Source organism: Glycomyces sp. NPDC046736, from assembly GCF_040645615.1.
GTDB lineage: Bacteria > Actinomycetota > Actinomycetes > Mycobacteriales > Micromonosporaceae > Glycomyces.
In genome coordinates, this window is sequence record NZ_JBEYYO010000008.1 from 40,178 (window position 1) to 66,108 (window position 25,931).

21 protein-coding genes are annotated in these 25,931 nt (G+C 70.5%); 7 read left to right on the forward strand and 14 right to left on the reverse strand.

All coding sequences use genetic code 11. The annotated features are described in order from the left end of the window. Positions 1–83: 83 nt before the first annotated feature. Both AB0B28_RS10105 and AB0B28_RS10110 read left to right on the forward strand, forming a co-directional pair. On the forward strand, positions 84–1,790 hold the full coding sequence (locus AB0B28_RS10105) for an ABC transporter ATP-binding protein (protein ID WP_360119230.1): 1,707 nt from the start codon (positions 84–86) through the stop codon (positions 1,788–1,790). 40 nt (positions 1,791–1,830) lie between these two features. After that, positions 1,831–2,460 (forward strand): hypothetical protein, encoded by a 630-nt coding sequence (locus AB0B28_RS10110; protein ID WP_360119232.1) that lies wholly within the window; start codon positions 1,831–1,833, stop codon positions 2,458–2,460. A gap of 128 nt (positions 2,461–2,588) precedes the next feature. Here AB0B28_RS10110 and AB0B28_RS10115 read toward each other — a convergent pair whose 3' ends face one another. Genes AB0B28_RS10115 through AB0B28_RS10125 form a run of 3 tightly spaced genes read right to left on the reverse strand, consistent with a single transcriptional unit; the run spans position 2,589 to position 6,238 of the window. Continuing rightward, complete coding sequence (locus AB0B28_RS10115) at positions 2,589–3,776, reverse strand: serpin family protein (RefSeq protein WP_360119234.1); 1,188 nt, start codon at positions 3,774–3,776, stop codon at positions 2,589–2,591. A 59-nt stretch (positions 3,777–3,835) separates the two neighbouring features. Further along, positions 3,836–5,032, reverse strand: coding sequence for a serpin family protein (locus AB0B28_RS10120; RefSeq protein WP_360119236.1), 1,197 nt, complete (start codon positions 5,030–5,032; stop codon positions 3,836–3,838). 9 nt (positions 5,033–5,041) lie between these two features. Then, positions 5,042–6,238 carry a serpin family protein gene (locus AB0B28_RS10125; protein ID WP_360119238.1) on the reverse strand — a complete coding sequence of 399 codons (1,197 nt, stop codon included), beginning with the start codon at positions 6,236–6,238 and terminating at the stop codon, positions 5,042–5,044. 181 nt (positions 6,239–6,419) lie between these two features. Here AB0B28_RS10125 and AB0B28_RS10130 point away from each other — a divergent pair, with 181 nt between their 5' ends. Beyond that, entirely contained in the window at positions 6,420–8,333 is a 1,914-nt protein-coding gene (locus AB0B28_RS10130) for a translation factor GTPase family protein (protein WP_360119240.1), read from the forward strand. Between the two features lie 186 nt (positions 8,334–8,519). On the opposite strand, the gene AB0B28_RS10135 is transcribed toward AB0B28_RS10130, so the two are convergent. Both AB0B28_RS10135 and AB0B28_RS10140 read right to left on the reverse strand, forming a co-directional pair. Further along, positions 8,520–9,374: a sigma-70 family RNA polymerase sigma factor gene (locus tag AB0B28_RS10135; RefSeq protein WP_360119242.1), complete on the reverse strand. Its 855-nt coding sequence runs from the start codon at positions 9,372–9,374 to the stop codon at positions 8,520–8,522. A 62-nt stretch (positions 9,375–9,436) separates the two neighbouring features. Continuing rightward, positions 9,437–10,003, reverse strand: a complete 567-nt coding sequence (locus AB0B28_RS10140) for a TetR/AcrR family transcriptional regulator (RefSeq protein WP_360119244.1) — start codon at positions 10,001–10,003, stop codon at positions 9,437–9,439. 105 nt (positions 10,004–10,108) lie between these two features. Between AB0B28_RS10140 and AB0B28_RS10145 the strand changes: the two genes are divergently transcribed. Both AB0B28_RS10145 and AB0B28_RS10150 read left to right on the forward strand, forming a co-directional pair. After that, entirely contained in the window at positions 10,109–10,528 is a 420-nt protein-coding gene (locus tag AB0B28_RS10145; RefSeq protein ID WP_360119246.1) for a DUF4267 domain-containing protein, read from the forward strand. Positions 10,529–10,607: 79 nt separating this feature from the next. Beyond that, positions 10,608–11,126: an N-acetyltransferase gene (locus tag AB0B28_RS10150; RefSeq protein ID WP_360119248.1), complete on the forward strand. Its 519-nt coding sequence runs from the start codon at positions 10,608–10,610 to the stop codon at positions 11,124–11,126. Between the two features lie 71 nt (positions 11,127–11,197). On the opposite strand, the gene AB0B28_RS10155 is transcribed toward AB0B28_RS10150, so the two are convergent. After that, on the reverse strand, positions 11,198–12,478 hold the full coding sequence (locus AB0B28_RS10155) for an MFS transporter (protein ID WP_360119250.1): 1,281 nt from the start codon (positions 12,476–12,478) through the stop codon (positions 11,198–11,200). 71 nt (positions 12,479–12,549) lie between these two features. On the opposite strand from AB0B28_RS10155, the gene AB0B28_RS10160 reads away from it, so the two are divergent. Continuing rightward, entirely contained in the window at positions 12,550–13,089 is a 540-nt protein-coding gene (locus tag AB0B28_RS10160) for a winged helix-turn-helix domain-containing protein (protein WP_360119252.1), read from the forward strand. A 4-nt stretch (positions 13,090–13,093) separates the two neighbouring features. Here the strand turns inward: AB0B28_RS10160 and AB0B28_RS10165 are convergent, their stop codons facing one another. The 5 genes from AB0B28_RS10165 to AB0B28_RS10185 all read right to left on the reverse strand — a co-directional run bounded on the left by AB0B28_RS10165 (position 13,094) and on the right by AB0B28_RS10185 (position 19,478). Beyond that, positions 13,094–14,281, reverse strand: a complete 1,188-nt coding sequence (locus AB0B28_RS10165) for a hypothetical protein (RefSeq protein ID WP_360119254.1) — start codon at positions 14,279–14,281, stop codon at positions 13,094–13,096. 145 nt (positions 14,282–14,426) lie between these two features. Further along, positions 14,427–16,040, reverse strand: coding sequence for a glycerol-3-phosphate dehydrogenase/oxidase (locus AB0B28_RS10170; RefSeq protein WP_360119256.1), 1,614 nt, complete (start codon positions 16,038–16,040; stop codon positions 14,427–14,429). Positions 16,041–16,065: 25 nt separating this feature from the next. Then, on the reverse strand, positions 16,066–17,595 hold the full coding sequence (gene glpK / locus AB0B28_RS10175) for a glycerol kinase GlpK (RefSeq protein WP_360119258.1): 1,530 nt from the start codon (positions 17,593–17,595) through the stop codon (positions 16,066–16,068). A 55-nt stretch (positions 17,596–17,650) separates the two neighbouring features. Next, on the reverse strand, positions 17,651–18,424 hold the full coding sequence (locus AB0B28_RS10180) for an MIP/aquaporin family protein (protein WP_360119260.1): 774 nt from the start codon (positions 18,422–18,424) through the stop codon (positions 17,651–17,653). A 289-nt stretch (positions 18,425–18,713) separates the two neighbouring features. Further along, positions 18,714–19,478, reverse strand: coding sequence for an IclR family transcriptional regulator (locus AB0B28_RS10185; RefSeq protein WP_360119262.1), 765 nt, complete (start codon positions 19,476–19,478; stop codon positions 18,714–18,716). 221 nt (positions 19,479–19,699) lie between these two features. Here AB0B28_RS10185 and AB0B28_RS10190 point away from each other — a divergent pair, with 221 nt between their 5' ends. Next, positions 19,700–20,566, forward strand: a complete 867-nt coding sequence (locus AB0B28_RS10190) for an alpha/beta hydrolase (RefSeq protein WP_360119264.1) — start codon at positions 19,700–19,702, stop codon at positions 20,564–20,566. Between the two features lie 59 nt (positions 20,567–20,625). Here the strand turns inward: AB0B28_RS10190 and aspT (AB0B28_RS10195) are convergent, their stop codons facing one another. From aspT (AB0B28_RS10195) to aspT (AB0B28_RS10205), 3 genes are read right to left on the reverse strand one after another with little or no spacing between them, the layout of a single operon-like run. Then, positions 20,626–22,317 (reverse strand): aspartate-alanine antiporter, encoded by a 1,692-nt coding sequence (aspT, locus tag AB0B28_RS10195; RefSeq protein ID WP_360119266.1) that lies wholly within the window; start codon positions 22,315–22,317, stop codon positions 20,626–20,628. A gap of 30 nt (positions 22,318–22,347) precedes the next feature. Next, positions 22,348–23,967 (reverse strand): bifunctional aspartate transaminase/aspartate 4-decarboxylase, encoded by a 1,620-nt coding sequence (locus tag AB0B28_RS10200; protein ID WP_360119268.1) that lies wholly within the window; start codon positions 23,965–23,967, stop codon positions 22,348–22,350. A gap of 31 nt (positions 23,968–23,998) precedes the next feature. After that, a complete protein-coding gene (gene aspT, locus AB0B28_RS10205) occupies positions 23,999–25,729 on the reverse strand; it encodes an aspartate-alanine antiporter (RefSeq protein WP_360119270.1) in 1,731 nt (576 codons plus the stop codon). Positions 25,730–25,931: the final 202 nt, after the last annotated feature.

The following is a 25,931-nucleotide window of genomic DNA, read 5'->3' on the forward strand; positions in this document are numbered from 1 at the left end:
TGGGCGCGAACGGGACTGCGAGACGAGGGGAAGCGGCCTCCGGCGACACGCCACCGCCCGCCGCTGCCGAGGGGCGGCTGCCAGTGGCCTCGCCCGCCGAGGTGCGGCGGGCCGTGGGGCGGCTGCTCGCGGCCGACCGCGGGCGGGCCGTCATGGTGCTGGTCCTGTACTTCTTCGCGGCCGCGTTCAGCGTGGCCGTGCCGATCCTGCTCGGGCTGGTCGTGGACGGCCTGCGGGCCGACTGGAGCATCGGGCGGATCAACGCCGTGTGCCTGGTGATCCTCGGGTGCGTGGCCGTGCAGCTGGTGCTCTCGCGGCTCGGGCGGCGCTCGGGCTACCGGTTCGGGGAGCGGGCCGCCGCGCGGCTGCGCGAGTCGGTGGTGCGGCGCGTGCTCACGCTGCCGCTGGTCCAGGTCGAGCGCGCCGGGCGCGGGGACCTGGGGACGCGGACGGCCTCCGACGTCAACACCGTCGCCGACATGCTGCGCGACAACGGACCCACGGTCGCGACCACGCTCATCGAGGTGATCGTGCTATACGCGGCCGTGTTCGTGGTCGACCCGTTCCTCGGTCTCGTCTCGCTGGTCACCGTGCCGCCGCTGTACCTGAGCGCCCGGCGCTACCTGAGGCGGACCGCGCCCGCGTTCTTGGCGCAGCGGGCCGCGATGAGCGAGTCGGCCGAGACGCTCAGCGCGTCCGGGTCGGGCGCGCGCACCGTGGCCTCCCTCGCGCTCCAAGAGGAGCGGCGCGAGATCGGGTACGCGCGCGGGCAGAGCATGGCCGACAGGTACATGCGGGTCGTCAGGCTCCAGACGAGCTTCTTCACGAAGCTGCTCATGATCAACCGCGGGCAGCTGCTCATCGTGGTGCTCGCGGCCGGGTTCGCGTACTTCCAGGGTTCGATGACCCTGGGCACCGCGATCGCCGGGATCACCGTGGCCGTGCGAATCGCCAACCCCACCAACGCCGTGATGACGCAGCTCGGCGAGTTCCAGCAGGGCGGGGCCGCGCTCGCGCGCATCGAGGGCGTCAACCTCATCGGGACCGAGCCGCGCACCGCGGTTCCATCCGGGACCGAGCTGCGCCTGGACGAGGTCACGTTCGGGTACGGGGACGGCCCCGACGTGCTGCACGGGCTGAGCCTGCGCCCCGAGCCGGGCGAGCGGCTCGTGGTGGTCGGTCCCTCGGGGGCCGGGAAGTCGACCATCGCGCGGCTCCTGGCCGGGATCGACCGGCCCCGCACCGGGACCGCGACGCTCGGCGGCGTGCCCGTGGCCGACATCGGGGTCGAGGAGCTGCGCCGCCACGTGGTGCTGGTGACCCAGGAGCATTACGTGTTCACCGCGACCTTGCGGGACAACCTGATCCTGGCCGCGCCCGACGCCGACGACGCCCGCCTGGAGGAGGCGCTGCGCCGCGTCGACGCGGGCTGGGCGCTCGGCGAAGGACTGGAGACGATGCTCGGCGACGAGCACCGGAAGCTGTCCACGGCCGAGGCGCAGCAGATCGCGCTCGCGCGCGTGGTGATCGCCGACCCCGACATCGTGATCCTCGACGAGGCCACCGCCGGGATCGACCCGGCCAGCGCGGGCCGGGTCGAGGCGGCGCTGGCGGCGGCGCTCGCGGGCCGCACGGTGATCGCGATCGCGCACCAGTTGCAGGCGGCGGCCTCGGCCGACCGGATCGCGGTGGTCGAGGCGGGGCGGATCGCCGAGTCCGGGACGCATGACGAGTTGCTCGCCGCGAGCGGGATCTACGCCGAGCTCTGGTACGCGTGGCAGGGCGAATGAGGACGTTGCGAGAGCGGCGGCGGGCCGTTAGGGTCCGGTCATGACGAGAACTCGGGTGACTGGTGCGATGGTCGAGGCGGCGGTGGCGTTCACCGCGGAGGCGCTGCGGGGCGCACCGGAGGAGGCGTGGGGGAACCGGGCCGGGCCGATGGACTGCGACTGCTGGGACGCGTTGGACCACTTGAACAACGGCGTGTTCTCGTACGCGTTCCGCCTGGCGCCGCCGGTGCCGGAGGAGTGGCGGCCGTCGATCCTGTGGGATCGCGGCGGGGACCGGCCGCTGCCGATCGTCACCGACCGGGAGCTGGGGCCGGAGGCGGGGCTCGCGGTGCTGCTCAACGTGGGCGGGCTGGTGTCGGCGGTGGTCGAGACCCGGCCCGATTCGGCGCGGGCGTTCCACGTCTGGGGCACGGCCGACCCGGAGGGGTTCGCGGCGATGGGCGTCGTGGAGACGCTGGCGCACGCGTTCGACATCGCGACCGGGCTCGGGGTGGAGTGCTCGCCGCCCGCGGAGCTGGTGGCTCCGGCGCTGGCGCGGTTGTTCCCGGAGGCGCCGACCGGTACGGACCCGTGGCCGACGCTGTTGTGGGCCACGGGCCGCGGTGAGCTGGACGGGTTCGAGCGGCGGGGTTCGGATTGGACTTGGCACGGGGCGCCGCTGCCGGAGTAGGTTGCGGGCGAACGGGATCGGGCGCGGTGGCACCGTACGGAGCGGGCTCGGAGACGGTAGGGCCGGGCGGCGAGCCACCTCCTCGGCGCGGGCGCAGCGACCGAACCGACAAGGAGCGCGCCCGGGCGTCAGGGTCGCGCGGGTTCGGCGACCCAGCCGCCGACGAGCACCAGGCCGGTCGGGCGGTGCCTGGCGAGATAGGCGAAGGGCCGGTCGAACGCGATCTTCGCGAGGACGTGCCGGTGCTCTGCGGGCTGCGGTGCCGCGCCTGCCATGGCCATGCCCATGGCGGTCACCGCGGCGGCTTCGAATCCGGTCGCGCTGAAGATCGCGGTGCAGGCCTGCTTGGCGCGGCTCACGTAGAGCGGCTGCGCGCAGAGGCGGTCGAAGCGGGCGCGGTCCTCGTCGGAGGCAAGCGTGAGACCGAGTGCTGCCGCGTCGGTCTTGAGGTCGAGTTCGGCGTCGAGTTCGAAGGCGACGGTCCGGGCCGCGACTTCGGGCGTGGTCTGGGGGAACGGGCTGACGTACTCGACGACCTCGACGCCGACGCCCCGCTCTCCTGGGGCCAGTTCGGTGGAGGATCGGCCCCAGGCCGGGTCGACGGCGGCCTCGTAGAGGTGGGCGAAGACCGCCCGGGGGTCGAGGTTCTCTTGGCCGAGGCCGAGGAGCACGTCGATGTCGTCGGTCCCGGCGACGGTGAGCACGGAGGCGTCCTCGCCGACGCGGAGCACGTCCTGGTGGTAGGTGGCGTTGAGCGACTCGAAGCCGAGCCCCTTCCAGGGCCCCGACCCGAAGGTTATGGGCATGGCCGCGAACTCGGTGGTCCAGGTGGTGCGCACCAGCAGCGCGCTCGCGAGGACGAGCAGGATCGAATCGTCCAATTCGAGCGGCATCCGGTCGATGAGCCCGTCGGTGTTGTCCGAGGCCCAGGCGTCGAGCGCGGCCTTGTCGGCGGCGTGATCCCCGGTGAGCGCCCCGACGACGTCGACCGGCAGCCCATCGACCCAATCGGGATCGAGCGTGACGCGGGAACCGGCCCAGGCCGCGAGGGCGATGCGGATCGCGGGCATCGAACGGACGGTGTCGAGCAGCACCGCGGGAAGCGCGGCGGCGCGAGCGGCATCGAGGCCCGCAGCCGCAAGCAGCTCCTCTTGCGTCTCCCCGGAAGCGCCGGTAGCGAGCACGGCGAGCAGCGGCCAGACCCCCAATCCCGAAGCCGCAGCGGGCATCTCGGCACGGAAAGCGAACCAGCGCCGAGTGAGTTCGTTCGCGGCCGCGACATCGGCGGGCGTCAAGGTGTCCTCAAGGGGGTTCATGCACAGATGCTAACGCGGGGTTGCGACTTCGAGCGGCGCGAAGGCACGCTGCGCCAAGGTCAATGAAGTGCCGGCTCGGCGACCCAGCCCGCGACGAGCACCAGACCGGTCGGGCGGTGCCTGGCGAGGTAGGCGAAGGGTCGGTCGAAGGAGACGACGGCCTTGACATGCCTGTGGGTCTGCTCAGGTTCGGGGGGCAGGCCGCCCATGAAGGCCATGCCGAACCCGGTCACTGCGGCGGCGTCGAAACCGGTGGCGTCGAAGGACGCGACGCAGGTCTGCTTGGCCTGGGAGACGTACAGGGCCTGGGCGGCGAGGCGGTCGAAACGCGCGAGGTCCAAATCGGAGGCGAGTTCGAGGCCGAGCGCCCCGGCGTCGGTGAGGAGGTCGAGGTCCGCGGCGACCTCGAACGCGGCCGTGTAGGCGATCGTCTCGGGCGCGGTCTGCGGATGCGCTTCGTAGGTTTCGACGACGCGCACGCCAGGGCCGGTCCCGCCCGGGGCGAGGTCGGCGGCCGCGCGGCCCCAGTCAGGGTCGTTCGCGGCGGCGAGCAGTCGGGCCGCGACCTCGCTGGGGGTCGTGTCCGGGCGGCCGATCGCGAGGAGCACGTCCACATCGTCCTCGCCGGGGACGGTGAGCACGGACGCGTTCGCGCCCACGCGGAGCACCGGCTCGCAGTATTCGGCGGTGAGGAGCTTCGGCCGGTCGAAATGCGCCCATGGGCCTTCGGCGATGCGGTCGTAGTGGTTCTCGAACGTGGTGAGCCACTCGGTGCGAACGGAGAGCGCGCTGGCGAGGACGAGCATGACGGTGGCGTCGAGGTCGAGGGGCATCTTCTCGATGAGGCCCTGGGTGTTGCGGGCGGCCCAGGCGTCGAGCGCGGCCTCGTCGGCGACGGCGTCGCCGGTGAAGACGCCGACCACGTCGGCGGGCAGCGAAGCGACCCAGTCGGCGTCGAGCATGAGGGTCGCGTCGGCCCAGGCGGCGACGGCCAGGCGGATGGACTCGGTGGCGCGAAGACCATCCAGAAGCGCGGCGGGAACAGCCGCGGCACGCTCGGCGGGGATGCCGAGGGCGGCGAGCAGTTCCTCCTCGGTGTCCTCGACCGCGCCGGTCGCGAGGACGGCGAGAAGCGCCCAGACCCCGAGTCCTGATGCGGCCGCGGGGACGTCGTCGCCGGAGAGGAGCCAGCGCTTGGTGAGTGCGTTGGCCGCCACGACGTCCGCGGGCGTCAGGGCGTCCTCAAGGGATTTCATGCGGGGATGCTAACGCGGGGTTGCGGGTTCGGGTTGTGCGACCCAGCCTGCTACCAGGGCGAGTCCGGTGGGGCGGTGGCGGGCGAGGTAGGCGAAGGGGCGATCGAAGGTGACCGTGGCCCTCACATGGCGGTGGTTGGGTTTGGGGAGGGCCGCGGCTCGGGTCATGGCGAGGGCGGTGACCGCTGCGGCTTCGAAGCCTTTGGCGCTGAAGATCGCTTTGCAGGACTGCTTGGCCTGGGAGATGTGGACCGGTTCGGTTGCGAGGCGGTCGAAGCGGGCGCGGTCGTCGTCGCAGGCGAGGGTGAGGCCGAGTGCGGCGGCGTCCTCGGAGAGGTCCAGGTCGGATTCGAGGGTGAAGCGGACGGTCTCGACCTGGGTCTCGGGGTCCCTCTGGCGGCCGGCGGTGAGATATTCGGCGACCTCGACGCCGACCGCGCGTTCGCCTACGGCCAGTTCGGTGGCCGAGCGGCCCCATGCGGGGTCGAGGGCGTCGAGGAGGGCGTCCATGACCGCGTGCGGGGCGAGGTCGGGGCGGCCCAGGCCCAGGAGCACGTCGATGTCGCCGTTGCCGGGGAGGGTGAGGACGGTGGCGTGGTCGGCGAAGCGGAGCACGTCCTCGCGGAGCGTCGCGCTGAGGGCGCGGCAGGGGCCGAGGCCGGACCAGGGGCCGGTGGTGAAGGACCGCTGGAGGTCCTGGAACGGGGTCTTCCAGTCGGTGCGGACCGAGAGTGCGCTGGCGAGCACGAGGTCGATGGGGGCGGCGAAGTCGAGGGGCATCTCCTCGATGAGGCCCTGGGTGTGCCGGGCGGCCCAGGCGTCGAGCGCGGCCTTGTCGGCGGGGGCGTCGCCGGTCAGGGATCCGACCGTGTCGACGGGGAGCCCGGCGGTCCAGTCGGGGTCGAGCGTGACGCGGGCACCGGCCCAGACGGCTACGGCGAGGCGGATCGCCGGCGAGGTCGCGGCGGCGGCCAGGAGCGCTTCGGGGAGCGCGGCGGCGCGGGCGGGGTCGAGTCCGGCGGCCGCGAGGAGTTCGTCGCGGGTCTCCCCCACCGCTCCGGTGGCCAAGACGGCGAGCAGGGGCCAGACGCCGAGTCCCGATGCGGCGGCGGGGATCTCGGTGCGCGAGGCGAGCCAGCGGCGGGTCAGGGTGTTGGCGGCGGCGATGTCGGCGGCGGTCAAGGCGTGCTGCAAGGTGGTGCCCATGCCGCGGATGCTATCGCGCCGGGGCCGGAAAAAACCGGTTGCGCGCCTCGCGCGGGTGCGCTTAGCCTCGGTCGCAGCGTCGGCAATGGCGCTTCGGAGCTACAGAGAGCAGGACTCGACATGCGGCGTACCTCGGGAAACACCATGCGAATCCAGTCGATCTCACTTCCGAGGACGTTCATTGCCTTTTCTCAATCTGGGGATTCTCGCCCATGTCGACGCCGGTAAGACCAGCCTGACCGAGCGACTGCTCTACGACGCGGGGATCATCGACCGCGTCGGCAGCGTCGACTCCGGCAGCACGCAGACCGACTCGATGGACCTGGAGCGCCGCCGCGGGATCACGATCCAGTCCGCGGTCGTGGCGTTCCGCCTCGGCGATCTCACCGTCAACCTCATCGACACGCCCGGCCACACCGACTTCGTGGCCGAAGTGGAGCGCGCGCTGCGCGTGCTCGACGGCGCGGTGCTCGTGGTCTCCGCCGTCGAAGGCGTGCAGGCCCAGACCCGGGTCCTGTTCCGCACGTTGGAGCGGCTCGGGGTGCCGACGCTGCTGTTCGTCAACAAGATCGACCGCCGCGGCGCCCGCGAAGCCGAGCTCCTGGCCGACCTCGCCGAACTGCTGAGCCCGCGGCTGCTGCCGATGGCCACGGTCGAGCGGATCGGCTCGGGCGAGGCCGAGGTGGTGCCGTTCGCCTTCGGCGACAACGCGTTCGAGGAGCGGGCCGCCGAGATGCTCGCCGAGGGCTCGGACGAGTTCCTCGCCGCGTACCTCGACGACGCGCCGCTCGACTGCGAAGCCGAGCTGGCCGCGCAGGTCCGATCGGGCGCGGCGCACCCGGTGTACTTCGGGTCGGCGATCACCGGCGCGGGCGCGGCGGCACTGGCCGAAGGGATTCAGCGGTTCCTGCCGGTCCCCGAGGCCGAGGACTCGGGCGATGCGGTGGGGACGGTGTTCAAGGTCGAGCACGCGGACGCGGGCCAGAAGATCACCTACCTGCGGATGCGCAGCGGCTCCATCGCCCCGCGCGACCAGGTCACGGGCTACCGGCGCGGCGACCGGGGCACCGTCGAGTCCTTCGAAGGCAAGGTGACGGCCGTCGAGGTGTTCGACACCGGGACCGCCACGGTGCCCGGGACGGCCGTCCCGGGAAGCATCGCGAAGCTCAAAGGCCTGGCCGACATCAGGATCGGCGACGCGATCGGCTCCCCCGAGGCCCTGGCGCGCGGCGGGTTCTTCACCCCGCCCACATTGGAGACGGTCGTGCGCCCGGCCGACCCCGACGACCGGATCCCGCTCAACCGGGCCCTGCTCAGCCTCGCCGAACGCGACCCGCTGGTGGACCCGCACCTGGACGAGCTGTCCGAGGAGATCGCCGTGCGCCTCTACGGCGAGGTGCAGAAGGAGGTCGTGGCCTCGCTGCTCGACGAGGAGTTCGGGATCGCCGTCGAGTTCGAGGAGACCCGGGCAATCCATGTCGAACGGCCGCAGCAGGTCTCGGAGGCCCTGCACGAGATGGGCCCGTGGCAGCAGACCCCGCACCTCGCGACCGTGGGGTTGCGGCTCGAACCGGGCGAGCCCGGATCGGGGGTCGGCTACGAACTCGAAGTGGAGCGCGGCTCGCTCACGCGGGCGCTGCACAACGCGATCGAGGAGACCGTCCACGAGGTCCTGCGGCGCGGCCTGTACGGCTGGGGCGTGACCGACTGCCGGGTGGTGCTCACCGCGACCGGCTACATCGGCCGCGCCAGCACCGCGGGCGACTTCCGGGAGGTCGTGAAGTACCTGCTCGACGTCATGCTCAAGGAGTCGGGGACGGTGGTGTGCGAGCCGTTCAACAGCTTCAGCGCCGAGTTCCCGGCCGGAAGCGGGCAGGCGGTCCTCAAAGTCCTCGGCGAGGCCCGCTCGGACATCAAGGGCCAGTTCTCGACCGACACCGCCGGTTTCGTGTCGGGCTTCGTGCCCACCGAAGCGGTGCACGGCATCGAACGCAGGCTGCCCTCGCTGTCCGAAGGCCTCGCGGTCTTCACCACCGAGTTCGCCGAGTACCGGCCGGTCTACGGCACCCCGCCGCGGCGCGGCGAACCCAGATAGGGACGGATGCGCGCCGACCGGTCCGGTCGGCGCGCATAGGACTCAGTCCAGGAGCGCCTGGGCGGTGGCGGTCCCTTCGAGACCGGCGACCGGCCCCTCGTAGAGCACCCGGCCGCCGTGCTGACCGAGCCGCGGGTAGTCGAGGCCGTGCAGGCCTTTGCGGATCGTCGGGTCCCGCGGCCGGGTTCAGTCGATGCGGACCAGGTCGAGGGCGGCGATCGCGGCCGGGTCGTTGGTGATGTCGATGCCGGTGACGCGGCCGTCCTCGACGGTGAAGGCGAGTACCGAGCGGGGCTGGCCGCCGGGTGCCCACATCGCGCCGACCGCGCCGTCGACCAGGACCGGGATCGCGGCGGCGGCCTTGCCGTTGAAGAGTTCGGCCACCGCGTTCGCGCCGGTGACCTGGTGGCCGGCGAAGCCGGTGGCGACCGCGGCGTCATCGGCGAGGACCGTGACGTCGGGGTCGAGGACGGCGAGGAGGTCCTCGAAGCGGCCCTCGCGGGCGGCGGCCAGGAACGCGTCGACCACGCTCTTCTGACGCCTGGTGTCGGGCGCGGGGCGGCCCGAGCGGACGCGGCGGCGGGCGCGGCTGGCGAGCTGGCGGGTGGCCTCGGGGGTGCGGTCGAGCACGGTCGCGATGCGGTCGAACGGCACGCCGAACAGGTCGTGCAGGACGAACGCGAGCCGCTCGGCCGGGCCCAGCGAGTCGAGGACGACTTGGAGGGCCAGGCCGACCGAGTCGGCCATGACCGCTTCGGCCTCAGGCCCGGCTCCGGCGTCGGCGATCGACTCGTGCCCCTCCAGCGCGTCCTCGCGGCGGGTGCGCCGCGAGCGCAGCAGGTTGAGGCAGATCCGGGACACGACCGCGGTGAGCCAGCCGCGCAGGTTCTCCACCTCGGCGGTGTCCGTGCGCGCGAAGCGCATCCAGGTCTCCTGGACGGCGTCCTCGGCCTCGCCGGTGCTGCCGAGCATCCGGAACGCCACGGCCCGCAGGTGGTCGCGGTGCTCCTCGAAACGCTGCACCGGGAAGTCGTCGTCCATGGGTCCCTCCGTGAAAGTCGCTCAAAAGTAAGAGACCCGCGAGCGGGCCCGAACGTGACAGATCAAGCGGCGAAGAGTCCCAGGAAGATCTCCAGCCGCTGTTCCAGCAGGTCCGGGCGCAGGCGTCCGTCGCGGCCCAGGGCCGCCAGGCCGTGGAGGGCTGCCCAGCCGACCTCGGTGAACGCTTCGGGGTCGCGGTCGCCCGCGAGCGGCGCGAAGACCGCGAACAGCTCGGCGAAAGCCGCCTTGAGGACCTCGGGGGCGTCCACTCCGAAGGGGAGACCCTCGGCGAGGGTGAAGATCGCCTCGAACACCGCGGGACTGCCGACCGAGAAGTCGAGATAGGCCTGCGCGAGGGCGGCGAGCTCACCGCCGGGCGCGGCCCCGGCCCGCGCGGCCCTGAAGACCTCGGTGAGTTCGGCGATGCCCTGGAGGGCCACGGCGTCGACGATCGCGCCGCGGCCCGCGAAGTGGCTGTAGAGCACCGGCTGGCTGTACTCGATCCGGTCGGCGAGCTTGCGGACCGTCACCGAGGCCCAGCCGTCGGCCTCGGCCATCTCGCGGGCGGCGTTGACGATGAGCGTTTCGCGTTGGGCGCGTTCGCGTTCGCGACGCTGCTGGGTAGCCATGAGCACAATTCTAGCAGTGCTAGACAATCGAGCAAGGGTATGTTAGCGTCATTCGTGTTCCTAGCAACGCTAGATTTTCTAGCCACCCTCACACAAGGAGTCCCCATGGCCCGCCGCATCACCGCCGACGTCCTCACCGTCGTATGCGTCCTCTTCGTCTTCTCCTTCGGCCTTCAGTACCTCGTCACCCCCGCCGCGGTCGCCCCGAGCATGGGCTTCGCCCACTGGCCGACCGGCGAGGCCGCACAGTTCCTCAGCGTCAAAGGCGCGCGCGACCTGGGCTCGGCGATCGTGCTCCTGGTCCTGCTGCTGATCCGCGAACGCCGCGCGCTCGGATGGGCGCTCCTGGCCACCGCCCTCATCCCGATCGGCGACGGCTCGCTCATCCTCATCCACGGCGGCAGCGCCGCCATGGCGTTCTTCGTCCACTACGCCACCGCGGTCGGCGTCATCGCCCTCGGCCTGCTCCAGCTCAAGGTCGCGGGGGACGCCGCTCGGGACCGCGAGCTCGCCCCCGTCGGGTAGGCGCATCGCGAGGGGCCGCCCGGGAGGCGGCCCCGGCAATTGGCTTGCGAGCTGGCGATACGCCCTCGATACTCGTGCGGTGACTGTGATTCGACGCGAGACCGAGGGCGAAGCCCCGCTCATCCACGCCCTCCACGACGCCGCCTTCGCCACCGCCGCGCACGCCGCGGGATACGAGGCCGACCTGGTGGACGCCCTGCGGACCGGTGGGGACTGGGTCCCCGAGTACTCGCTGGTGGCGGAGGCGGACGGGAAGCCGGTCGGGCACGTCGTCTCCACGTACGGGCGGCTGAACGGGGAGCGGGTGCTCGGTCTCGGGCCGATCAGCGTCGACCCGTCGTTGCACGGCAAGGGGATCGGCTCCGCGCTCATGCACGCGGCGATCGCGGCGGCCGACGCGCGGGACGAGCCGGGGATCGTGCTGCTCGGCGATCCGAAGTTCTACGGCCGCTTCGGGTTCGTGCCCTCGACCGAGTTCGGGGTGGAGGCGCCCGAGGCGGCCTGGGGCGCGTACTTCCAGATTCGGACCCTCTCGGCGTGGCGTCCTGAGCTGCGCGGCAAGTACGCCTACTCCCCCGCGTTCGACGAGATGGGCTGAGGGACCCGCCCGGCGGCGGCAGGCGCCGCGACGAGGCTCGCGGCATCGCCGCCGGGCGGGAGTTCGTTGGCCTAGGCGTGCTCGGGGTCGGGGAGATCGCGGAGGTTCCGCAACGGCGAGAAGAACACCGGCAAGAACGCGAGACTGCACCCGATCGCGCCGATCCACAGCGTGTTCCGCGCGCCCACGAGTTCACCGAGGACACCGCCGGTCAGGCCCCCGACCGCGACGGCCCCGAACACGATGAACCGCACCGTGGCGTTCATGCGGCCGAGCATGTTGTCGGGGGTCAGGCGCTGGCGGAAGCTCACCTGGTTGACGTTGTAGACGACCGTGCCGACGCCCACGATCGCCATCCCCGCGGCCCCGAGCCACAGACGCCAGCCCGGTTCGGCGGCCGGGATCAGCAGGATCCACGGCGAGGTGGCCAGGATCGAGATCCAGATGGCCCGGCCTTCGCCGAGCCAGGCGGTCACCGGGCGGACGACGAGCGCGCCCACGAGGCCGCCGATGCCGTACACGGAGAACAGCAGGCCGATCTGGCCGGGGCTCTGGCCCAGGTCACGCGGCAGGAACACCACGAGCATGGCCATGAACACGCCGTTCCAGAGGTTGTACCAGCCGGTGCAGGCCACGATCGAGCTGAGGACGCGGTTGCCGAGGACGAACCCGAGGCCGTCCCTGATCTCCTTGGCGATCTTGGCGCCTTGGGCCACTTCGGGTTTGGGCTCGCGACGGCGGATGCGCACCAGGAACAGCGCCGAGGCGCCCAAGGCCACCGCGTCGACGGCCAGCGCCACGGGGGCGGTGAGCCAGCCGATGAGTTGCCCGGCGAACACCGGCCCGCCGAGCTGGGCGGTGGAGCGCACGACCTCGAGTTTCGCGTTGCCTTCGACCAGTCGCGCTCGGCCCACCAGATGCGGCAGGTAGCTCTGGTAGGAGACGTCGAAGAACACGGTGAAGACGCCGATGAGGAGCGCCACGGCGTACAGCTGCCAGATGGTGAGCGTGTCGGTCCACCAGGCGATTGGGACGGTGAGCAGCACGAACGCGCGGACCACGTCGCTGACGATGAGCACGCGGCGGCGGCGCATGCGGTCGATCCAGGCGCCCGCGGGCAGGCCGATGAGCAGGAACGCGATCGTGGTCATCGAGGAGAGGACCCCGACTTCGAACTCGCTCACCCCGAGGGCGATGACCGCCGCGAGCGGGAGCGCGAGCGAGGTGATCTGGTAGCCGATCTGCGCGACCGTGGTCGACAGGAACAGGTCGCGGAAGTCGCGGTCGCGCAGCAGGCCGAGCCGGTCGCGCCGTGCGGGCGGGACGGTGTCGGGAGACTCGAGGACGGTCATGCGATTGAGTATTCCCAATCAGTTGGGAAAAGTCAATCACTTCGTCCGCGGGGACCCCCTAGGATGGGGTCGTGGCACAGGAGCGCGAAGGATTCGAGGACGACCGACCGCTGGCGACCGAGGCCGAGGCCAAGGCGCTGGCCTCAGCGGTGCGGCTGCGGATCCTGCGGCTGTGCCTCGATCAGGCGCTGACGAACAAGGAGATCGCGCTGCGCATCGGCGCGAACCCGGCCACGGTGCTGCACCACGTGCGCAAACTCGTGGACACGGGGTTCCTCGCGCCGCAGGAGGAGCGGATCGGGGCGCGGGGCGCGAGAGAGATCCCGTACCTGGCGACCCGGAAGTCATGGGCGCTGCGGCTCGACGAGGAGTTCTGGTCGGACATGTCCACGGCGATGATGGACGCGTTCAACACCGAGGTCGCGCAACTGTCGGACCCGGCGAAGGTCAACATCGCCCGGCTCGGGCTGCGCCTGGACAAGGCGCAGTACGCCGAGGCTCAGCAGCGGTTCCAAGGCGTGTTCCAGGAAATCCTGACCTGGGAGCCCGGCCCTGAAGCGGAGCCGTACTCGCTGTTCCTGGCGATCCACCCGGACATCGACCGGAACTAGGGCGTCACCCCGCGGCCAGCAGGTCCTGCCCGACGGTGATGAGGGAGCGCATCTCCTCCTGCCAGGCGACCGTCTCGGCCTCGCGGTCGAGCAGTTCGGCGCCGTAGGCGTTCGCCCAGGCCTGCCTGGCGCCGTCGTCGAGCCCGGACTCCTCGGCGCAGTCCAGGAGATCGAGCGCGAGGGCCGACTCCCACTGCCTGCGGGGTTCGAAGTCCTCGGGGATGTCAGGCTCTGCGGGGACGGCGAGGTCGTCGGTGGGCAGCTCGTCGGGAACGCCGACGGTGAACTCCTCGGGTTCGGGGAACATCGGGTCGATCGCCCACCCGTAGGCCTGCTCGATGTAGCGCCTGACGTTGAGGTCGCCGCCCTGGTTGAAGTCCCACCGGCCCCGGTCGGCCTCCTCCAGGCAGTCGAGGAACTCCTCCTCGCCGCCTCTCGCCGCGCGCACCTCCTCGTCGAGCGCCCCCGAACTGAGGGTGTCCAGGCCGGGCGGCACTGGGAAGGTCGACCAGGTCCCGGCGTCTTCGCCGAACTCGGGCGCGGGCACGAACTCCGGTTCGAGACCGAACGCCTCGGTGACCTCGCCCATGCAGCCTTCGGGCTCGACCGAGCCGATCAGGCCGCCCGGTCCCATGGTGTCGTCGTCCCCCAGCAGGTGGGCGTAGTCGAGGCGGGCCTGCGGTTCCCCGACGTAGTCGACGTGCCATGCGAACTGCTCGGCGTCGGACAGCTCCTGGAAGGCCGTGGCGTCCACCGTCGCGAAGCTCAGGCCCTCCCCGAACATCAGCTCCTCGAATTCGAGGTGCTCGGGCGAGCCGTACATTTCGTCCGAGGTGGCCCAGATCCCGTAGCCCCAGGTCTTGGCGATCTCGCGGTCGATCAGCCACGGGAGCGCGCCGGAGTCGACGTCGGGCATCGGGCGCTTCTGGAAGTTCCACTTGACGAACGAGGACTCGTCGTGAACGCTGTGGCCGGCCTCCTCCAGGCAGTTCTGGATGAGGCGGCCCTGGATGTCCACGATCTCGTCCACCAGCCGGTTGTTCTCCTCGAACAGCGCGTCGAGCGTCCCGATGTCGATGTCCTCCACCTGGTCGTCCTCATCGGATCCGAGCCACTGGCATCCGGCGGTCGTGAGCAGGGCGGTGGCGAGGAGGGCGGCGGCGGTGCGCGGGCCGCGAGGCGAGGGGTCCATATATGACCGACGAACCGGACCGTGCGACCGGTTGCAGGCGCGGCGATGTCGGTTCCGTAACGGAACGCGAGCGCAGAGCGATGGGCCGGGACGGGAACCCCTCAGATCCCGCCCCGGCCGTCCCTCGTGCAACAAAGTCTATTTCCTATAGGAAGTACCGTTCGACGCGCGCGCGGATCTCAGGAGTGTCCAGGCCGCGGATCTGGAGCGTGGTGCGGCGGCGCAGCACGTCGTCGGGGGTCTGGGCCCATTCCATGTCGCGGGCGTAGACCACCTGGGCCCAGATCTCGGGCGCGTCGGGGTGGATGCGTTCGGCCAGTTCGGGGTGCTCCCCCGCGAGGCGGGTGAGGTCGAAGGCGAGCGAGCCGTAGTGGGTCGCGAGGTGCTCGGCGGTGTCCTCGGCGAGGTGCGGGATCGGCGCCCCGCCGTCGGAGAGCAGGCGGTGCGCGACCGCGTGCGGGTTCGCCACGCCGGGCAGCGGGAGGCGGTGCGGCAGGTTCCGCATCGGCTCCATGTCGGAGCCGATCGTGTAGCCGGGCATGGCCGCGAGCTTCTGCATCACGGTGCGTCCGATGTGGCGGAACGTGGTCCACTTGCCGCCGGCCACCGAGAGCATCCCGCCGCGGCCTTCGGTGACCACGGTCTCGCGCTTGGCCTTCGCGGTGTCGCCGGGGCCGCCGGGCAGGACCCGGAGCCCGGCGAAGGCGTACGTGATGAGCTCGGGGCGCAGCTGCTCGGCCCGGACCGAGACGCTCGCCTCGTCGAGGATCTGGGCCCGGTCCTTGTCGTTGACCGCGACCGCGCCGGGGTCGTCCTCATAGGCCTCGTCGGTGGTGCCCAGGAGGAGCATGTCCTCCCAAGGCAGCGCGAACGTGATGCGGTACTTGTCGATCGGGGTCGCCAGCGCGGCCTTCCAGTGGGAGGTGCGCTTGAGGACCAGGTGCGCGCCTTTGGAGAGCCGGATCGAGGGGTCGGCTCCGGCGTCCTCCATGCGGCGCAGGTGGTCGACCCAGGGGCCGGTGGCGTTGAGGACGACGCGGGCGTCGATGCCGAACTCGGTGCCGTCCAAGCGGTCGCGCACGTCGGCGCCCGAGACGCGGCCCCTGGTGAAGCGAAGACCGGTGACCTCGGCGTGGTTGAGCACTGCCGCACCGGAGTCGGCGGCGGCGCGGACGGTCATGAGGGCCATGCGGGAGTCGTTCATCTGGCTGTCGCCGTATACGGCCACGGCCTTGAGGTCCTCGATGCGCAGCTCGGGCACGGCCATGCGGGCCTTGGCCGGGTTGAGGAGGTGGCCGACGCCGTCGCCGAAGCCCGAGAGGGCCGAGTAGGCGAAGACGCCGGCGCCCATTTTGGCGGCCCCGTGGGGGCCGCCCTTGTAGACGGGGAGGTAGAAGGTGAGCGGCCGGGCGAGGTGGGGGGCGACCTGGCGGGTCACCGCGCGGCGTTCGAAGTGGTTCTCGGCCACCAGTTTCACCGCCCCGGTCTGGAGGTAGCGCAGGCCGCCGTGGAGGAGTTTGGACGAGGCCGAGGAGGTGGCCCCGGCGAAGTCGCCGGAGTCGACCAGGGCCACCCGCAGCCCCGACTGGGCGGCGTGCCAGGCGGTGGAGATGCCCAGGATGCCGCCACCGATGACGAGGAGGTCGAACGTGGTGTTCGCGAGCTCCTCGCGCTGTTCGGCCCTGCCGAGCCGCTCGGTGAAGCGGACGGTGGGGGTCGGTTCGGTCCCCGCGAAGGGGATCTGCTGCATGGTGGTCATGGCCGCGCTCCTCGTTGTGAAACTACTAGTCTTCGAGCCAGCCCATGGTGCGTTCGACTGCCTTGAGCCAGTTCTTGTATTCGCGGTCGCGCACCTGGGGGTCCATGTCGGGCGTCCACTCCGCGGCCCGGCGCCAGTTGACGCGCAGGTCCTCGGTGCTCTCCCAGAAGCCGACCGCGAGTCCGGCCGCGTAGGCCGCGCCCAGACACGTGGTCTCGGCGACCATCGGGCGCACCACCGGCGCGTCCAGGACGTCGGCGAGGAACTGCATGAGCAGGTTGTTCGAGGTCATGCCGCCGTCGACCTTGAGCGCGGAGAGCTCCACGCCGGAGTCCTTGGTCATGGCGTCGGTGATCTCGCGGGTCTGCCAGGCGGTGGCCTCCAGGACGGCGCGGGCGATGTGGGCCTTGGTGACGTACCGGGTGAGGCCGGCCATTACGCCGCGGGCGTCGGAGCGCCAGTAGGGCGCGAAGAGGCCGGAGAAGGCGGGCACGAAGTACGCGCCGCCGTTGTCCTCGACCGAGGCCGCGAGGGTCTCGATCTCGGCGGCGGTCTTGATGAGGCCCATCTGGTCGCGCATCCACTGGACGAGGGAGCCGGTGACGGCGATGGAGCCTTCGAGCGCGTAGACCGGGTCCTGGTCGCCGATGCGGTAGCCCACGGTGGTGAGCAGCCCGGACTCGGAGTGGATGAGCTTCTCGCCGGTGTTCATGAGCATGAACGTGCCGGTGCCGTAGGTGGACTTGGCCTCGCCGACCGAGAAGCAGGTCTGTCCGAACAGGGCGGCCTGCTGGTCGCCGAGCGCCGAGGCGACGGGGACGCCACCGAGGAGCTGCCCGAGGGTGCCGCCGGTGACCTCGCCGTAGATCTCCGAGGAGGAGCGGATCTCGGGGAGCACCTGGAGCGGGACGCCCATCTCCGCGGCGATCTCCTCGTTCCAGGAGAGGTCCTCCAGGTTCATCAGGAGGGTGCGGGAGGCGTTGGTGACGTCGGTGACGTGCACGCCTCCGTTGACCCCGCCGGTGAGGTTCCAGATGACCCAGGAGTCCATGGTGCCGAACAGGAGGTCCCCGGCTTCGGCCTTGGCCCGCAGGCCTTCGACGTTGTCGAGGAGCCAGGCGATCTTGGGGCCGGCGAAGTAGGCGGCCAGCGGCAGACCGGTCTGGGGGCGCCAGCGGTCCTGGCCGACCTCGCCGCCGAGCTGCTTGCAGAGCACGTCGGTGCGGGTGTCCTGCCACACGATGGCGTTGTGGACCGGCTGACCGGTGTGCTTGTCCCACAACATGGTCGTCTCGCGCTGGTTGGTGATGCCGATCGAGAGGATGTCCTCGCGGCGGGCCCCGGCCTTGACCATGGCCCCGGCGACCACTTCCTGGACGTTGCGCCAGATCTCGGCCGCGTCGTGCTCGACCCAGCCGGGCTTGGGGAAGATCTGGGCGTGCTCCTTCTGGTCGACGGCCACGATGCGCCCGTCGCGGTCGAAGATGATGCACCGGCTGGAGGTGGTGCCTTGGTCGATGGCCGCGATGAACGGCCCGGTGTGCGTGTCGGTCATGGTTCGCTCCAAAACGTCGTTGTCAAAGCGGGTTGTCTCGATTGTGCGGGCGCGCCTACGCGAAGGCAACGTTGTAGAGCAGCGCGGCGAGGACGCCGCCGACCACGGGACCTGCGACCGGGACCCAGGCGTAACCCCAGTCGGAGGCGCCCTTGCCCTTGAGCGGCAGGAGCGCGTGGACGATGCGGGGGCCGAGGTCGCGGGCCGGGTTGATGGCGTAGCCGGTGGGGCCACCGAGCGAGAGGCCGATGCCGACCACCACGAGGGCGGTGATGAGGACGCCGAGCGGGCCGAGACCGTTGCCGTCGTCGTTCAGGCCTTGCGTGAGGATGGCGATGACCAGCACGAAGGTGCCGATGATCTCGGTGGCGAGGTTCAGTGGGGCGCTTCGGACTTCGGGTCCGGTGGAGAAGATGCCGAGCACCGGTCCGGCCTTGGCGTCGCCCGCGGCCTCGACGGCCTCGGGCTGGTTCGCGAGGTCGGCCATGTGGGCCCGGAACTGTCCGTAGTAGGCGATCCAGACCAGGAACGCGCCGAGCATCGCACCGACCAGTTCGGAGGCGATGTAGAGCGGGACCTGGCTCCAGGGGGTGCTGCCCTCGACGGCGAGGCCGAGGGTCACGGCGGGGTTGAGGTGGGCGCCGGAGACGCCCGCGGCCACATAGGCGCCGGTGAGGACGGCGAAGCCCCACCCGAAGGTGATGGCGAGCCAGCCCGTGCCTTGGGCCTTGGACTTCTTGAGGGTCACCGCGGCGCACACGCCGCCGCCGAGCAGGATCAGCAAGGCCGTGCCGACGATCTCGCCGATCATGATGTCTGAGTTGGACACACCGACTCCTTTGTCTGCGTCCGGACCGAGCCACGGCTCGGCCCGTAGGGGGAAGGGCTTTGTATAGGCGGCAGGCGCTGTGAACGTCGAGTCCGGCTGAGGTACCGAAACGACTCGACCGTTCGACAATGTCGACCGACGTACGCAAAGTGTTCTCTCATGCTATCAGCTCGTCAAGGCTTATGTGACGACCACCACTGACGCATTCTCGAAACATGCGAAACGCCTGCAAGAGAGGCAGATCAGGGCCACAACGGGCACACTGAAAACGGAGAAAAGGGGCGCCCGGCTAGAAGGGCTTGACGCCGAGATCGCGCGAGACCGAGCGCGCGGTGTCGCGGATCGATGCGACGAGCTCGGGACGGGGCTGCCCGTCGCGGCGGACGCGTTCGACCGCGCCGGTAATGCCGACCGCGCCCACGGCCATGCGGTGCCGGTCGAAGATCGGCGCGGCCACCGAGGCCACGCCCTCCCAGGTCTCCTCGGCGTCGGTGGCGTAGCCCTGGGCCCGGACCAGGTCCAGGCCGCGCTCGATGTCGTCCAGATCGGTCACCGTGTGCGCGGTGAACGGCTCGCGCTTCGCCTCCACGAGCTCGGCGTGCGCCACCGGGTCGAAGGCCGCGAGGACCTTCCCCAGGGCCGTGGAGTGCAAGGGCTGCATGGCGCCCACTTCGAGCACCTGGCGGCTGTCGTCGGGGCGGAAGACATGATGGACGACCAGCACGCCGTGCTGGTGCAGCACCCCGAGGTAGACCGCCTCGCCGCCCGAGCGGGCCAGGTCGTCGGTCCACACCAGCGCGCGGGCCCGCAGCTCGTGGACGTCGAGGTAGGTGGTGCCCAGGCGCAGCAGTTCGGCCCCGAGCTGGTAGCGGCCCGAGTCGGGGTCCTGCTCCACGAAGCCCTCGTGCTGGAGGGTGCGCAGGATCCCGTGCGCGGTGGCCTTGGCCAGGCCCAGCGCGGACGCGATGTCGGACAGGCCGAGGCGGCGCTCGCCCCCGGCCAGCAGCCGCAGCATGGCCGACGCGCGCTCCAGCGACTGGATGTTCCGGGCCATCCGGGCGCCTCCGTTCCATCGAGGTCCGCAGCGGCGGCTCTGAAGCGCCGCGTTCGACAATGCTAAACGCTAGCGGCTCTGACCGACCAACCGTGTGCGGACTTGGCCCCCGTTCGGAGTATGGGACCGGCCCGAATCGGCGCGATCGGGCCCGCCGATGAATCCGGCGGGCCAGGCTCGTCTAAGTGTGTGAGACACCCGAACGAATCCAGGAGACCGCCATGACCGAACCGCAGACCCACGTCCTCGAAGTGCCCGGGGCCGAGCTCCACTACGACGTCCGCGACGGCGGCGACGGGACCCGCCCGCCCCTGCTGATCATCGGCTCCCCGATGGCCGCGGCCGGATTCGTCACGCTCGCGGGGCACTTCGACGACCGCCGCGTCGTGACCTACGACCCGCGCGCGTCTGAACGCAGCCGCCGCACCGACGGGGCCGCCGAGTCCAATCCCGACGAGCACGCCGACGACCTGCACCGCATCATCGACGCCGTCGGCGGCGGCCCGGTCGACGTGTTCGCCAGCAGCGGCGGCGCGGTCAACGCGCTCGCGCTCGTCGCGAAGCACCCCGAACAGGTGGCGACCCTCGTGGCCCACGAACCGCCGGCGGCTTCGGCACTGCCGGACCGGGAAGCGGCACTGGCGGTCTGCACCGACATCCGCGAGACGTTCCTGAAGTCGGGCTTCGGCCCCGCGATGGCGAAGTTCATCGCGCTGGTCTCCTACGACGGCCCGATCCCGGCGGACTACCTCGAAGCGCCCGCCCCGGACCCGGCGATGTTCGGCCTCCCGACAGAGGACGACGGCAACCGCGAGGACGCGCTGCTGAGCCAGAACATGGTGACCTGCAACGCCTACGAGCACGACTTCGACGCGCTCGCAAAGGCATCGACGCGGATCGTGCCGGCCTACGGCGAGGAGTCCGGTGAGACGCTGGCGGCCCGAGGCGCACGCGTGGTGGCCGAACGCGTCGGCGTCGAGGCGGTGGAGTTCCCCAGCGACCACGGCGGCTTCCTCGGCGGCGAGTACGGACAGACGGGCAAGCCGGACGAGTTCGCGGCGAGGCTCCACGAGGTCCTCGACGTCTAGCCGAGAGTGACAACGCGAACCGGGCCCGGCCGAAGCTGGGCCCGGTTCGCGTTGTCGAGCTACGGGTTGAGGCTGTGCGCCATCGCCACCACGATCGGGCCCAGCAGCGGGAGCACCACGTTGGAGAAGGCGTAGACGATCGTGTAGGCCATCAGCGGCGTCGCGTTGCCCGCCGCGGCCTGGACCGCCGTCACGCCCGGTGTGGAGCACTGCTGGCCCGTCACCGAGCCGAGCACGAGCGGGGCCGGGAGCTTCATGAGCTTCCAGGCCACGAAGAGCGAGATGAAGGCCGGGATGGCCGTCATCGCGACGCCCGCGATCGGGAGGCCGATGCCGAACTCCTTGACCAGGGCCACCGCCTGCGGGCCCGACGAGAGGCCTACCGCGCAGATGAAGACCGAGAGGCCGAGTGTCTTGACCACGTCGGCCGCGCCGGACTCGTACTGGCCGAACGTGGGCCGCTTGGAGCGGAGCCAGCCGAACAGGAGGCCCGCGAGGAGGCAGCCGCCGCCGGTGCCGAGCGTCAGCGGGATCGTGCCGACCGTCCACACCAGCTTGCCGATGAGGAACCCGGCCACCACGCCCACGGCGATGTACACCATGTCGATCGTGATGGTGGGGTCGAGCCGGAACCCGATCTTGGGCACCACGCGCTTGATGTCGCTCTTGGAACCGGCCAGGCGCACCGTGTCGCCGTGCTGGATCACCGTGGAGGCGTTGACCGGCAGTTCGTGGTCGCCGCGCTGGATCTTCTGGAGGAACACCCCTCGGCGGTCCTCGGCGAAGTCCTCGCGGATCTGGCCGAGCGTGGTGGCCTTGTAGTCCTTGGAGGTCACCACGATCTCGGCCACGTCGAGGTCCATCGCCAGCGAGGAGTCGAGCGGGACCTCCCGGCCGATCACGTCCTCGGCGCCCACGAGCGCCTCGCGGTGGCCCACCACCAGCACCCGGTCGTCTGCCGCGAGGATGAGGTCCTGCGCGAGGTCAATCGTGTTCCCCTCGCGGAAGACCTCCTCGATCGCCGAACCGCCGCCGAGGGCCTGCTGGACCTCGGCCACGGTTTTGCCCGCCGCGGCCTGGACGCGGTACTCGCGGCCAACGACCGCGGGGGCGGCCGGGGTCGCGGTGTTCTCGTCGCGCGCGCCGCCCATCTTGGCCCACAGCTTCGCGGCCTCCTCGCGCAGGTTCACGCGCATGATGAGCGGGAAGAACTGGCTCGACAGGAGCACGATCGTGATCAGGCCGCAGATGTAGGAGATCGAATAGGCCGTGCCGACGTTCGCCTGGAGCGTCGAGATCTCCGAATCGGACAGGTCGAGCCGCCCGATCGCGTCGGTCGCGGTACCGACCGCCGCCGACTCGGTCGCGCCGCCTGCCAAGAGCCCCGCGGCCGTGCCGACGTCGAGGTTCATGATGAGCACCGCCGCGGCGGTGATCGCCAGGACCGAGACCACCTCGACGCCGGTGAACGTGGCGTACCGCAGGCTCTTGCGGTTCAGGCTCGCCACGAACGTGGGGCCCGAGACGTAGCCGAGCGTGAAGATGAACAGCGCGAACGCGATGTTCTTGACCTGGTCGTTGAGGTCGATGTCGGCGAACATGCCGATGAAGATCGCCACCACCAGCGTCCCGGCCACGCCGCCGAGCGAGATCTTCCAGACCCGGATCTTGCCTACCGCGAAGCCGATCGCCAGGCACGCGAACAGCGCGATCTCCGGCGTCGACTCCAGAATGGACTTCATCCAGTCCATGCCCTCCCCCTCTCCACGCTCGACACTCGGTTATCGACGCTGCTTCTGGAACGCGGCGTGGTACTCCTCGCCGATCCGCTTGAGCGCGGCCCCGATCTCCTTGTAGGAGTCCATGCGCAGGTTCGCGAGGCTGACGCGTACCGACCACTCGGGCCCGTCGAAGCCGCCGCCGTTGAGCAGCACCACCGAGGCCTCCTGGGCGAGCCGGAAGATCGGGTCGACCGGCTCGAAGTTGGCCTGCATCCAGTCGGCGAACTCGCTGCCCCAGTTGCGTTCGGCCCAGCTGAGCAGGTCGAGCTCCACGTAGTAGTTCGCGGCCTCGGGGTCTTCGGGAATCGGCACTTCGAGGCCTTCGACGAGGGCCTTGAGGCGGCGGGCGATGATCGCCTGGCAGTCGCGCTTGTAAGCGCCCTCGGTGTCGGTGAGCGTGTGGAGGGCGAAGAACGCCATCTGGACCTGCTGCGGCGTCGACAGTCCCGCGGTGTGGTTGAGCGCCACCTCGCGCGAGTCGGCCACGAGCCGGTCGATGAACTTGAGCTTCTCGGGCTCCAACGTGATCGAGCCGTAGCGTTCCCGGAGGTCGGCGGTGCGGGCCTCGTCGAGGCCGGCGATGCGGCGGTCGAACACGTTGTCGCGGGCCACCGCGATCACGCCGAGACGCCAACCGGTGCAGCCGAAGTACTTCGAGAACGAGTAGACGCCGATCGTGTTCGAGGCCTGGCTCGACATGAGCGAGGTGAACCCTTCGGTGAAGGTGCCGTACACGTCGTCGGTGATGATCACCAGGCCCGGGTTGTCCTCGGCCACGATCGAGCGGATGCGCTCCAAAGTGGCCTCGGCGAGCTTGACCGAAGGCGGGTTCGAGGGGTTGACCAGGAACAAGGCCTTGATAGAGGGGTCCTTGAGCTTGTCGATCTCGGCGTCGGGGTACTGCCAGGTGTGGACGCCGGCCTCGGTGGTCTTGGAGGCCTGGAGCTCCACGATGTCGAAGTCGTAGCGGTCCAGGCGCGGGATCTCCAGGTAGGGCGTGAAGATCGGGACCATGATCGCGATCCGGTCGCCCTGGTCGAGCAGGCCGTTGATCTGGGCCGAGTCGAAGAGGTAGCACATCGCGGCGGTGCCGCCCTCGACGGCGAACAGGTCCCAGCCGCCCTCGGGCGCGCCGCCCATCTCCGCGTCCAGGTAGTCGTGCACGACCTTCTCGACGTGGACGAGCATCCGGTCGGGCACCGGGTAGTGGTCGCCGATCACCGCGTCGGCCAACTCCCCCACCCACACGTCGGGCTCGAAGCCGCGCTTCTCCACCCCGTAGGCCACATAGGACGCCAGCGCGTCGGCTCCGGGAGCGGAGGCGTTGGCCTTGAGGTAGTCGTCGAGGCGCTGGGCGATGCCCTCGCTCTGGGGCATGCCGCCGAGGCCTGTGAACTCGTCCCAGTCGCGGCGGGTCTCGGTGACCGCGAACTGTCCGAACAGGAAAAACGCCTCGCGCGGGGCCGTGGCGGTCCAGTTGGGGTTGCCGCGCCCGGCGTTGACCATGGCGATGGCGTTGGCTCGCTCGTTGTCGCCGGCGAGTTCGATGAGGCGGTTCTTGAGTTCGAAGGGGCTGAGTCCTTCGAGGCGGCGTTCCTCGTCGCGTTCGACCTTGGTCATGGCTGGTCCTTTCGGGAATGCAGGTTGCGGTTCAGGCGAGTACGGCCACGATGACCGCGCCCCAGATGGTGAGCAGGACGTTGCCGATGGCGTACGGGATCGTGTAGCCGAGGACGGGAACCTGGCTCTTGGCGCTGTCGGTGATGGCGCCGATGGACGCGGTGGTGGTGTTCGCGCCCGCGACGATGCCGAGGTTGACCGGGACGGGGATCTTGAAGATCCATTTGCCGAGGTACATGGTCAACAGCATCGGCAGGAGCGTGACCACGAGTCCGGCGAAGACGAGGCTGAGGCCTTCGGACTTGACGCCGGAGACGAAGTCGGGGCCGGCCATGATGCCGACGATGCCCACGAACATGCACAGGCCGCCGGTGGAGAGCATCCAGTTGGCGGCGGGCGGGAACTGGCCGAAGGTCGGCGACTTGGCGCGCAGCCAGCCGAAGACCAGGCCCATGATGAGCGCGCCGCCCGAGGTGGTGAGGCCGATGTCGGCTCCGGCGACGGCGATGGTGGGGACGCCGATGAGAGCGCCGAGGACGATGCCCATACCGACGTAGCTCATGTCGGTGGCGTCCGAGGCGCGATTGGGGTAGCCGAGGTCGCCGACGACGGCTTCGACCTCCTCTTTGCCGCCTTGGACGGTGATCTCGTCGCCGCGGTGGATGACAGTCTCATCGCTCCAGGGGATCTCCTGGCCGCCTCGGACCACTTTGGTCACGAACAGGCGGGGCGCGTGCTCGGCGAACGCGGGGCCGATCTTCGCTCCGGCGAGCTCCTTCTTGGTGATGACGATGGCGAGCGTTTCGACCTGGTAGTCGAGGAGCTGCTCGTCGTCGACCTCTTCGGCCCAGCGGTCGACGTCGAGGGCCACGAGGTCGGGCCTGCGGGCGGCGAGGGTGACGAGGTCGCCTCGCTGGAGCACAGTGGCGGGTTCGACCGGTTCGACGCGGCCACCTCGGCGCAGGTCGTGGAACATGACGCGGTGTCCGGCGGCGAGGGCGCGGGCTTCGAGGTCGGCCACGCTCGCGCCGATGATGGCGGTGCCTTCGGTGCCGGGGCGATCGCCGGTGACGCGGTAGACGCGGCGCACGACCGAGTAGTAGGCGGGGGCGATGCCGGGTTCTTTGGCCACGCCGAGGCGCTTCTCCATCTCGTGGGCGTCGGCGGCGAGGTCTTTGGAGCCGAGCATGCGGGGGGCGATGGTGGACAGGAAGAACGCGGCGGCGGCGGTGCCGAACAGGTAGCAGACGGCGTAGCCGACGGCCACTTGGGATTCCATCTCCTTGATCTCGGCGTCGCTGAGACCGGGGAGGGCGCTGATGGCCGAGTCGGCCACGCCGATGACGGCGGACTGGGTGAGGCCGCCGGCGAGGAGCCCCGCGCCCCAGCCGGGGCCGTAGCCGAGGAGCTTGGCCAGGACGATGACCACGCCGAGTCCGAAGAGGCAGTTGATGACCGCGAGGATCACTTGCTTGACGCCGTCGCCGCGCAGTCCGGCGAAGAACTGGGGGCCGACGTTGTAGCCGAGCGCGAACAGGAACGCGACGAAGGCTACGGTCTTGACGAGGTCGGGAATGTCGACGTCTTTGAAGAGGATGCCGACCAGGACGCCCGCGAGGAGCGTGCCGGTGACGGGCCCGAGGACGATGCCCTTGATCTTGAGTTTGCCGATGAAGAAACCGAGGCCGAGTGCGAGGAAGATGGCTATCTCGGGGTGCGCGACCAGCGATTCAGTCAGCCAATGCCACACCGCGACCCCCATGTCACCGTCAGTAGTGGATTGAATCTAGCCGAATCGGCCGAATTGCTCATCGGGTTCGGGAGTTCGGGGCGTTCGCATATTGCGGCAATGAAAACTTTCTTCACATCGTTGACAACTCAAGAAGTGTTCCGTCATTCTGTTCGGTACATCGAGGACCGGCGGCGCGCTCGCGAGCCGCACGCGCGCCTCAGGCCCGGAACCG

What these genes read in the sequence shown, in the direction of transcription:
- AB0B28_RS10110 (WP_360119232.1), top strand. Translation starts at nt 1,831, where the DNA reads ATGACGAGAACTCGGGTGACTGGTGCGATGGTCGAGGCGGCGGTGGCG.
- AB0B28_RS10115 (WP_360119234.1), bottom strand. Translation starts at nt 3,776, where the DNA reads ATGAACCCCCTTGAGGACACCTTGACGCCCGCCGATGTCGCGGCCGCG.
- AB0B28_RS10120 (WP_360119236.1), bottom strand. Translation starts at nt 5,032, where the DNA reads ATGAAATCCCTTGAGGACGCCCTGACGCCCGCGGACGTCGTGGCGGCC.
- AB0B28_RS10125 (WP_360119238.1), bottom strand. Translation starts at nt 6,238, where the DNA reads ATGGGCACCACCTTGCAGCACGCCTTGACCGCCGCCGACATCGCCGCC.
- AB0B28_RS10135 (WP_360119242.1), bottom strand. Translation starts at nt 9,374, where the DNA reads ATGGACGACGACTTCCCGGTGCAGCGTTTCGAGGAGCACCGCGACCAC.
- AB0B28_RS10140 (WP_360119244.1), bottom strand. Translation starts at nt 10,003, where the DNA reads ATGGCTACCCAGCAGCGTCGCGAACGCGAACGCGCCCAACGCGAAACG.
- AB0B28_RS10145 (WP_360119246.1), top strand. Translation starts at nt 10,109, where the DNA reads ATGGCCCGCCGCATCACCGCCGACGTCCTCACCGTCGTATGCGTCCTC.
- AB0B28_RS10155 (WP_360119250.1), bottom strand. Translation starts at nt 12,478, where the DNA reads ATGACCGTCCTCGAGTCTCCCGACACCGTCCCGCCCGCACGGCGCGAC.
- AB0B28_RS10165 (WP_360119254.1), bottom strand. Translation starts at nt 14,281, where the DNA reads ATGGACCCCTCGCCTCGCGGCCCGCGCACCGCCGCCGCCCTCCTCGCC.
- AB0B28_RS10170 (WP_360119256.1), bottom strand. Translation starts at nt 16,040, where the DNA reads ATGACCACCATGCAGCAGATCCCCTTCGCGGGGACCGAACCGACCCCC.
- glpK (WP_360119258.1), bottom strand. Translation starts at nt 17,595, where the DNA reads ATGACCGACACGCACACCGGGCCGTTCATCGCGGCCATCGACCAAGGC.
- AB0B28_RS10185 (WP_360119262.1), bottom strand. Translation starts at nt 19,478, where the DNA reads ATGGCCCGGAACATCCAGTCGCTGGAGCGCGCGTCGGCCATGCTGCGG.
- AB0B28_RS10190 (WP_360119264.1), top strand. Translation starts at nt 19,700, where the DNA reads ATGACCGAACCGCAGACCCACGTCCTCGAAGTGCCCGGGGCCGAGCTC.
- aspT (WP_360119266.1), bottom strand. Translation starts at nt 22,317, where the DNA reads ATGGACTGGATGAAGTCCATTCTGGAGTCGACGCCGGAGATCGCGCTG.
- AB0B28_RS10200 (WP_360119268.1), bottom strand. Translation starts at nt 23,967, where the DNA reads ATGACCAAGGTCGAACGCGACGAGGAACGCCGCCTCGAAGGACTCAGC.
- aspT (WP_360119270.1), bottom strand. Translation starts at nt 25,729, where the DNA reads ATGGGGGTCGCGGTGTGGCATTGGCTGACTGAATCGCTGGTCGCGCAC.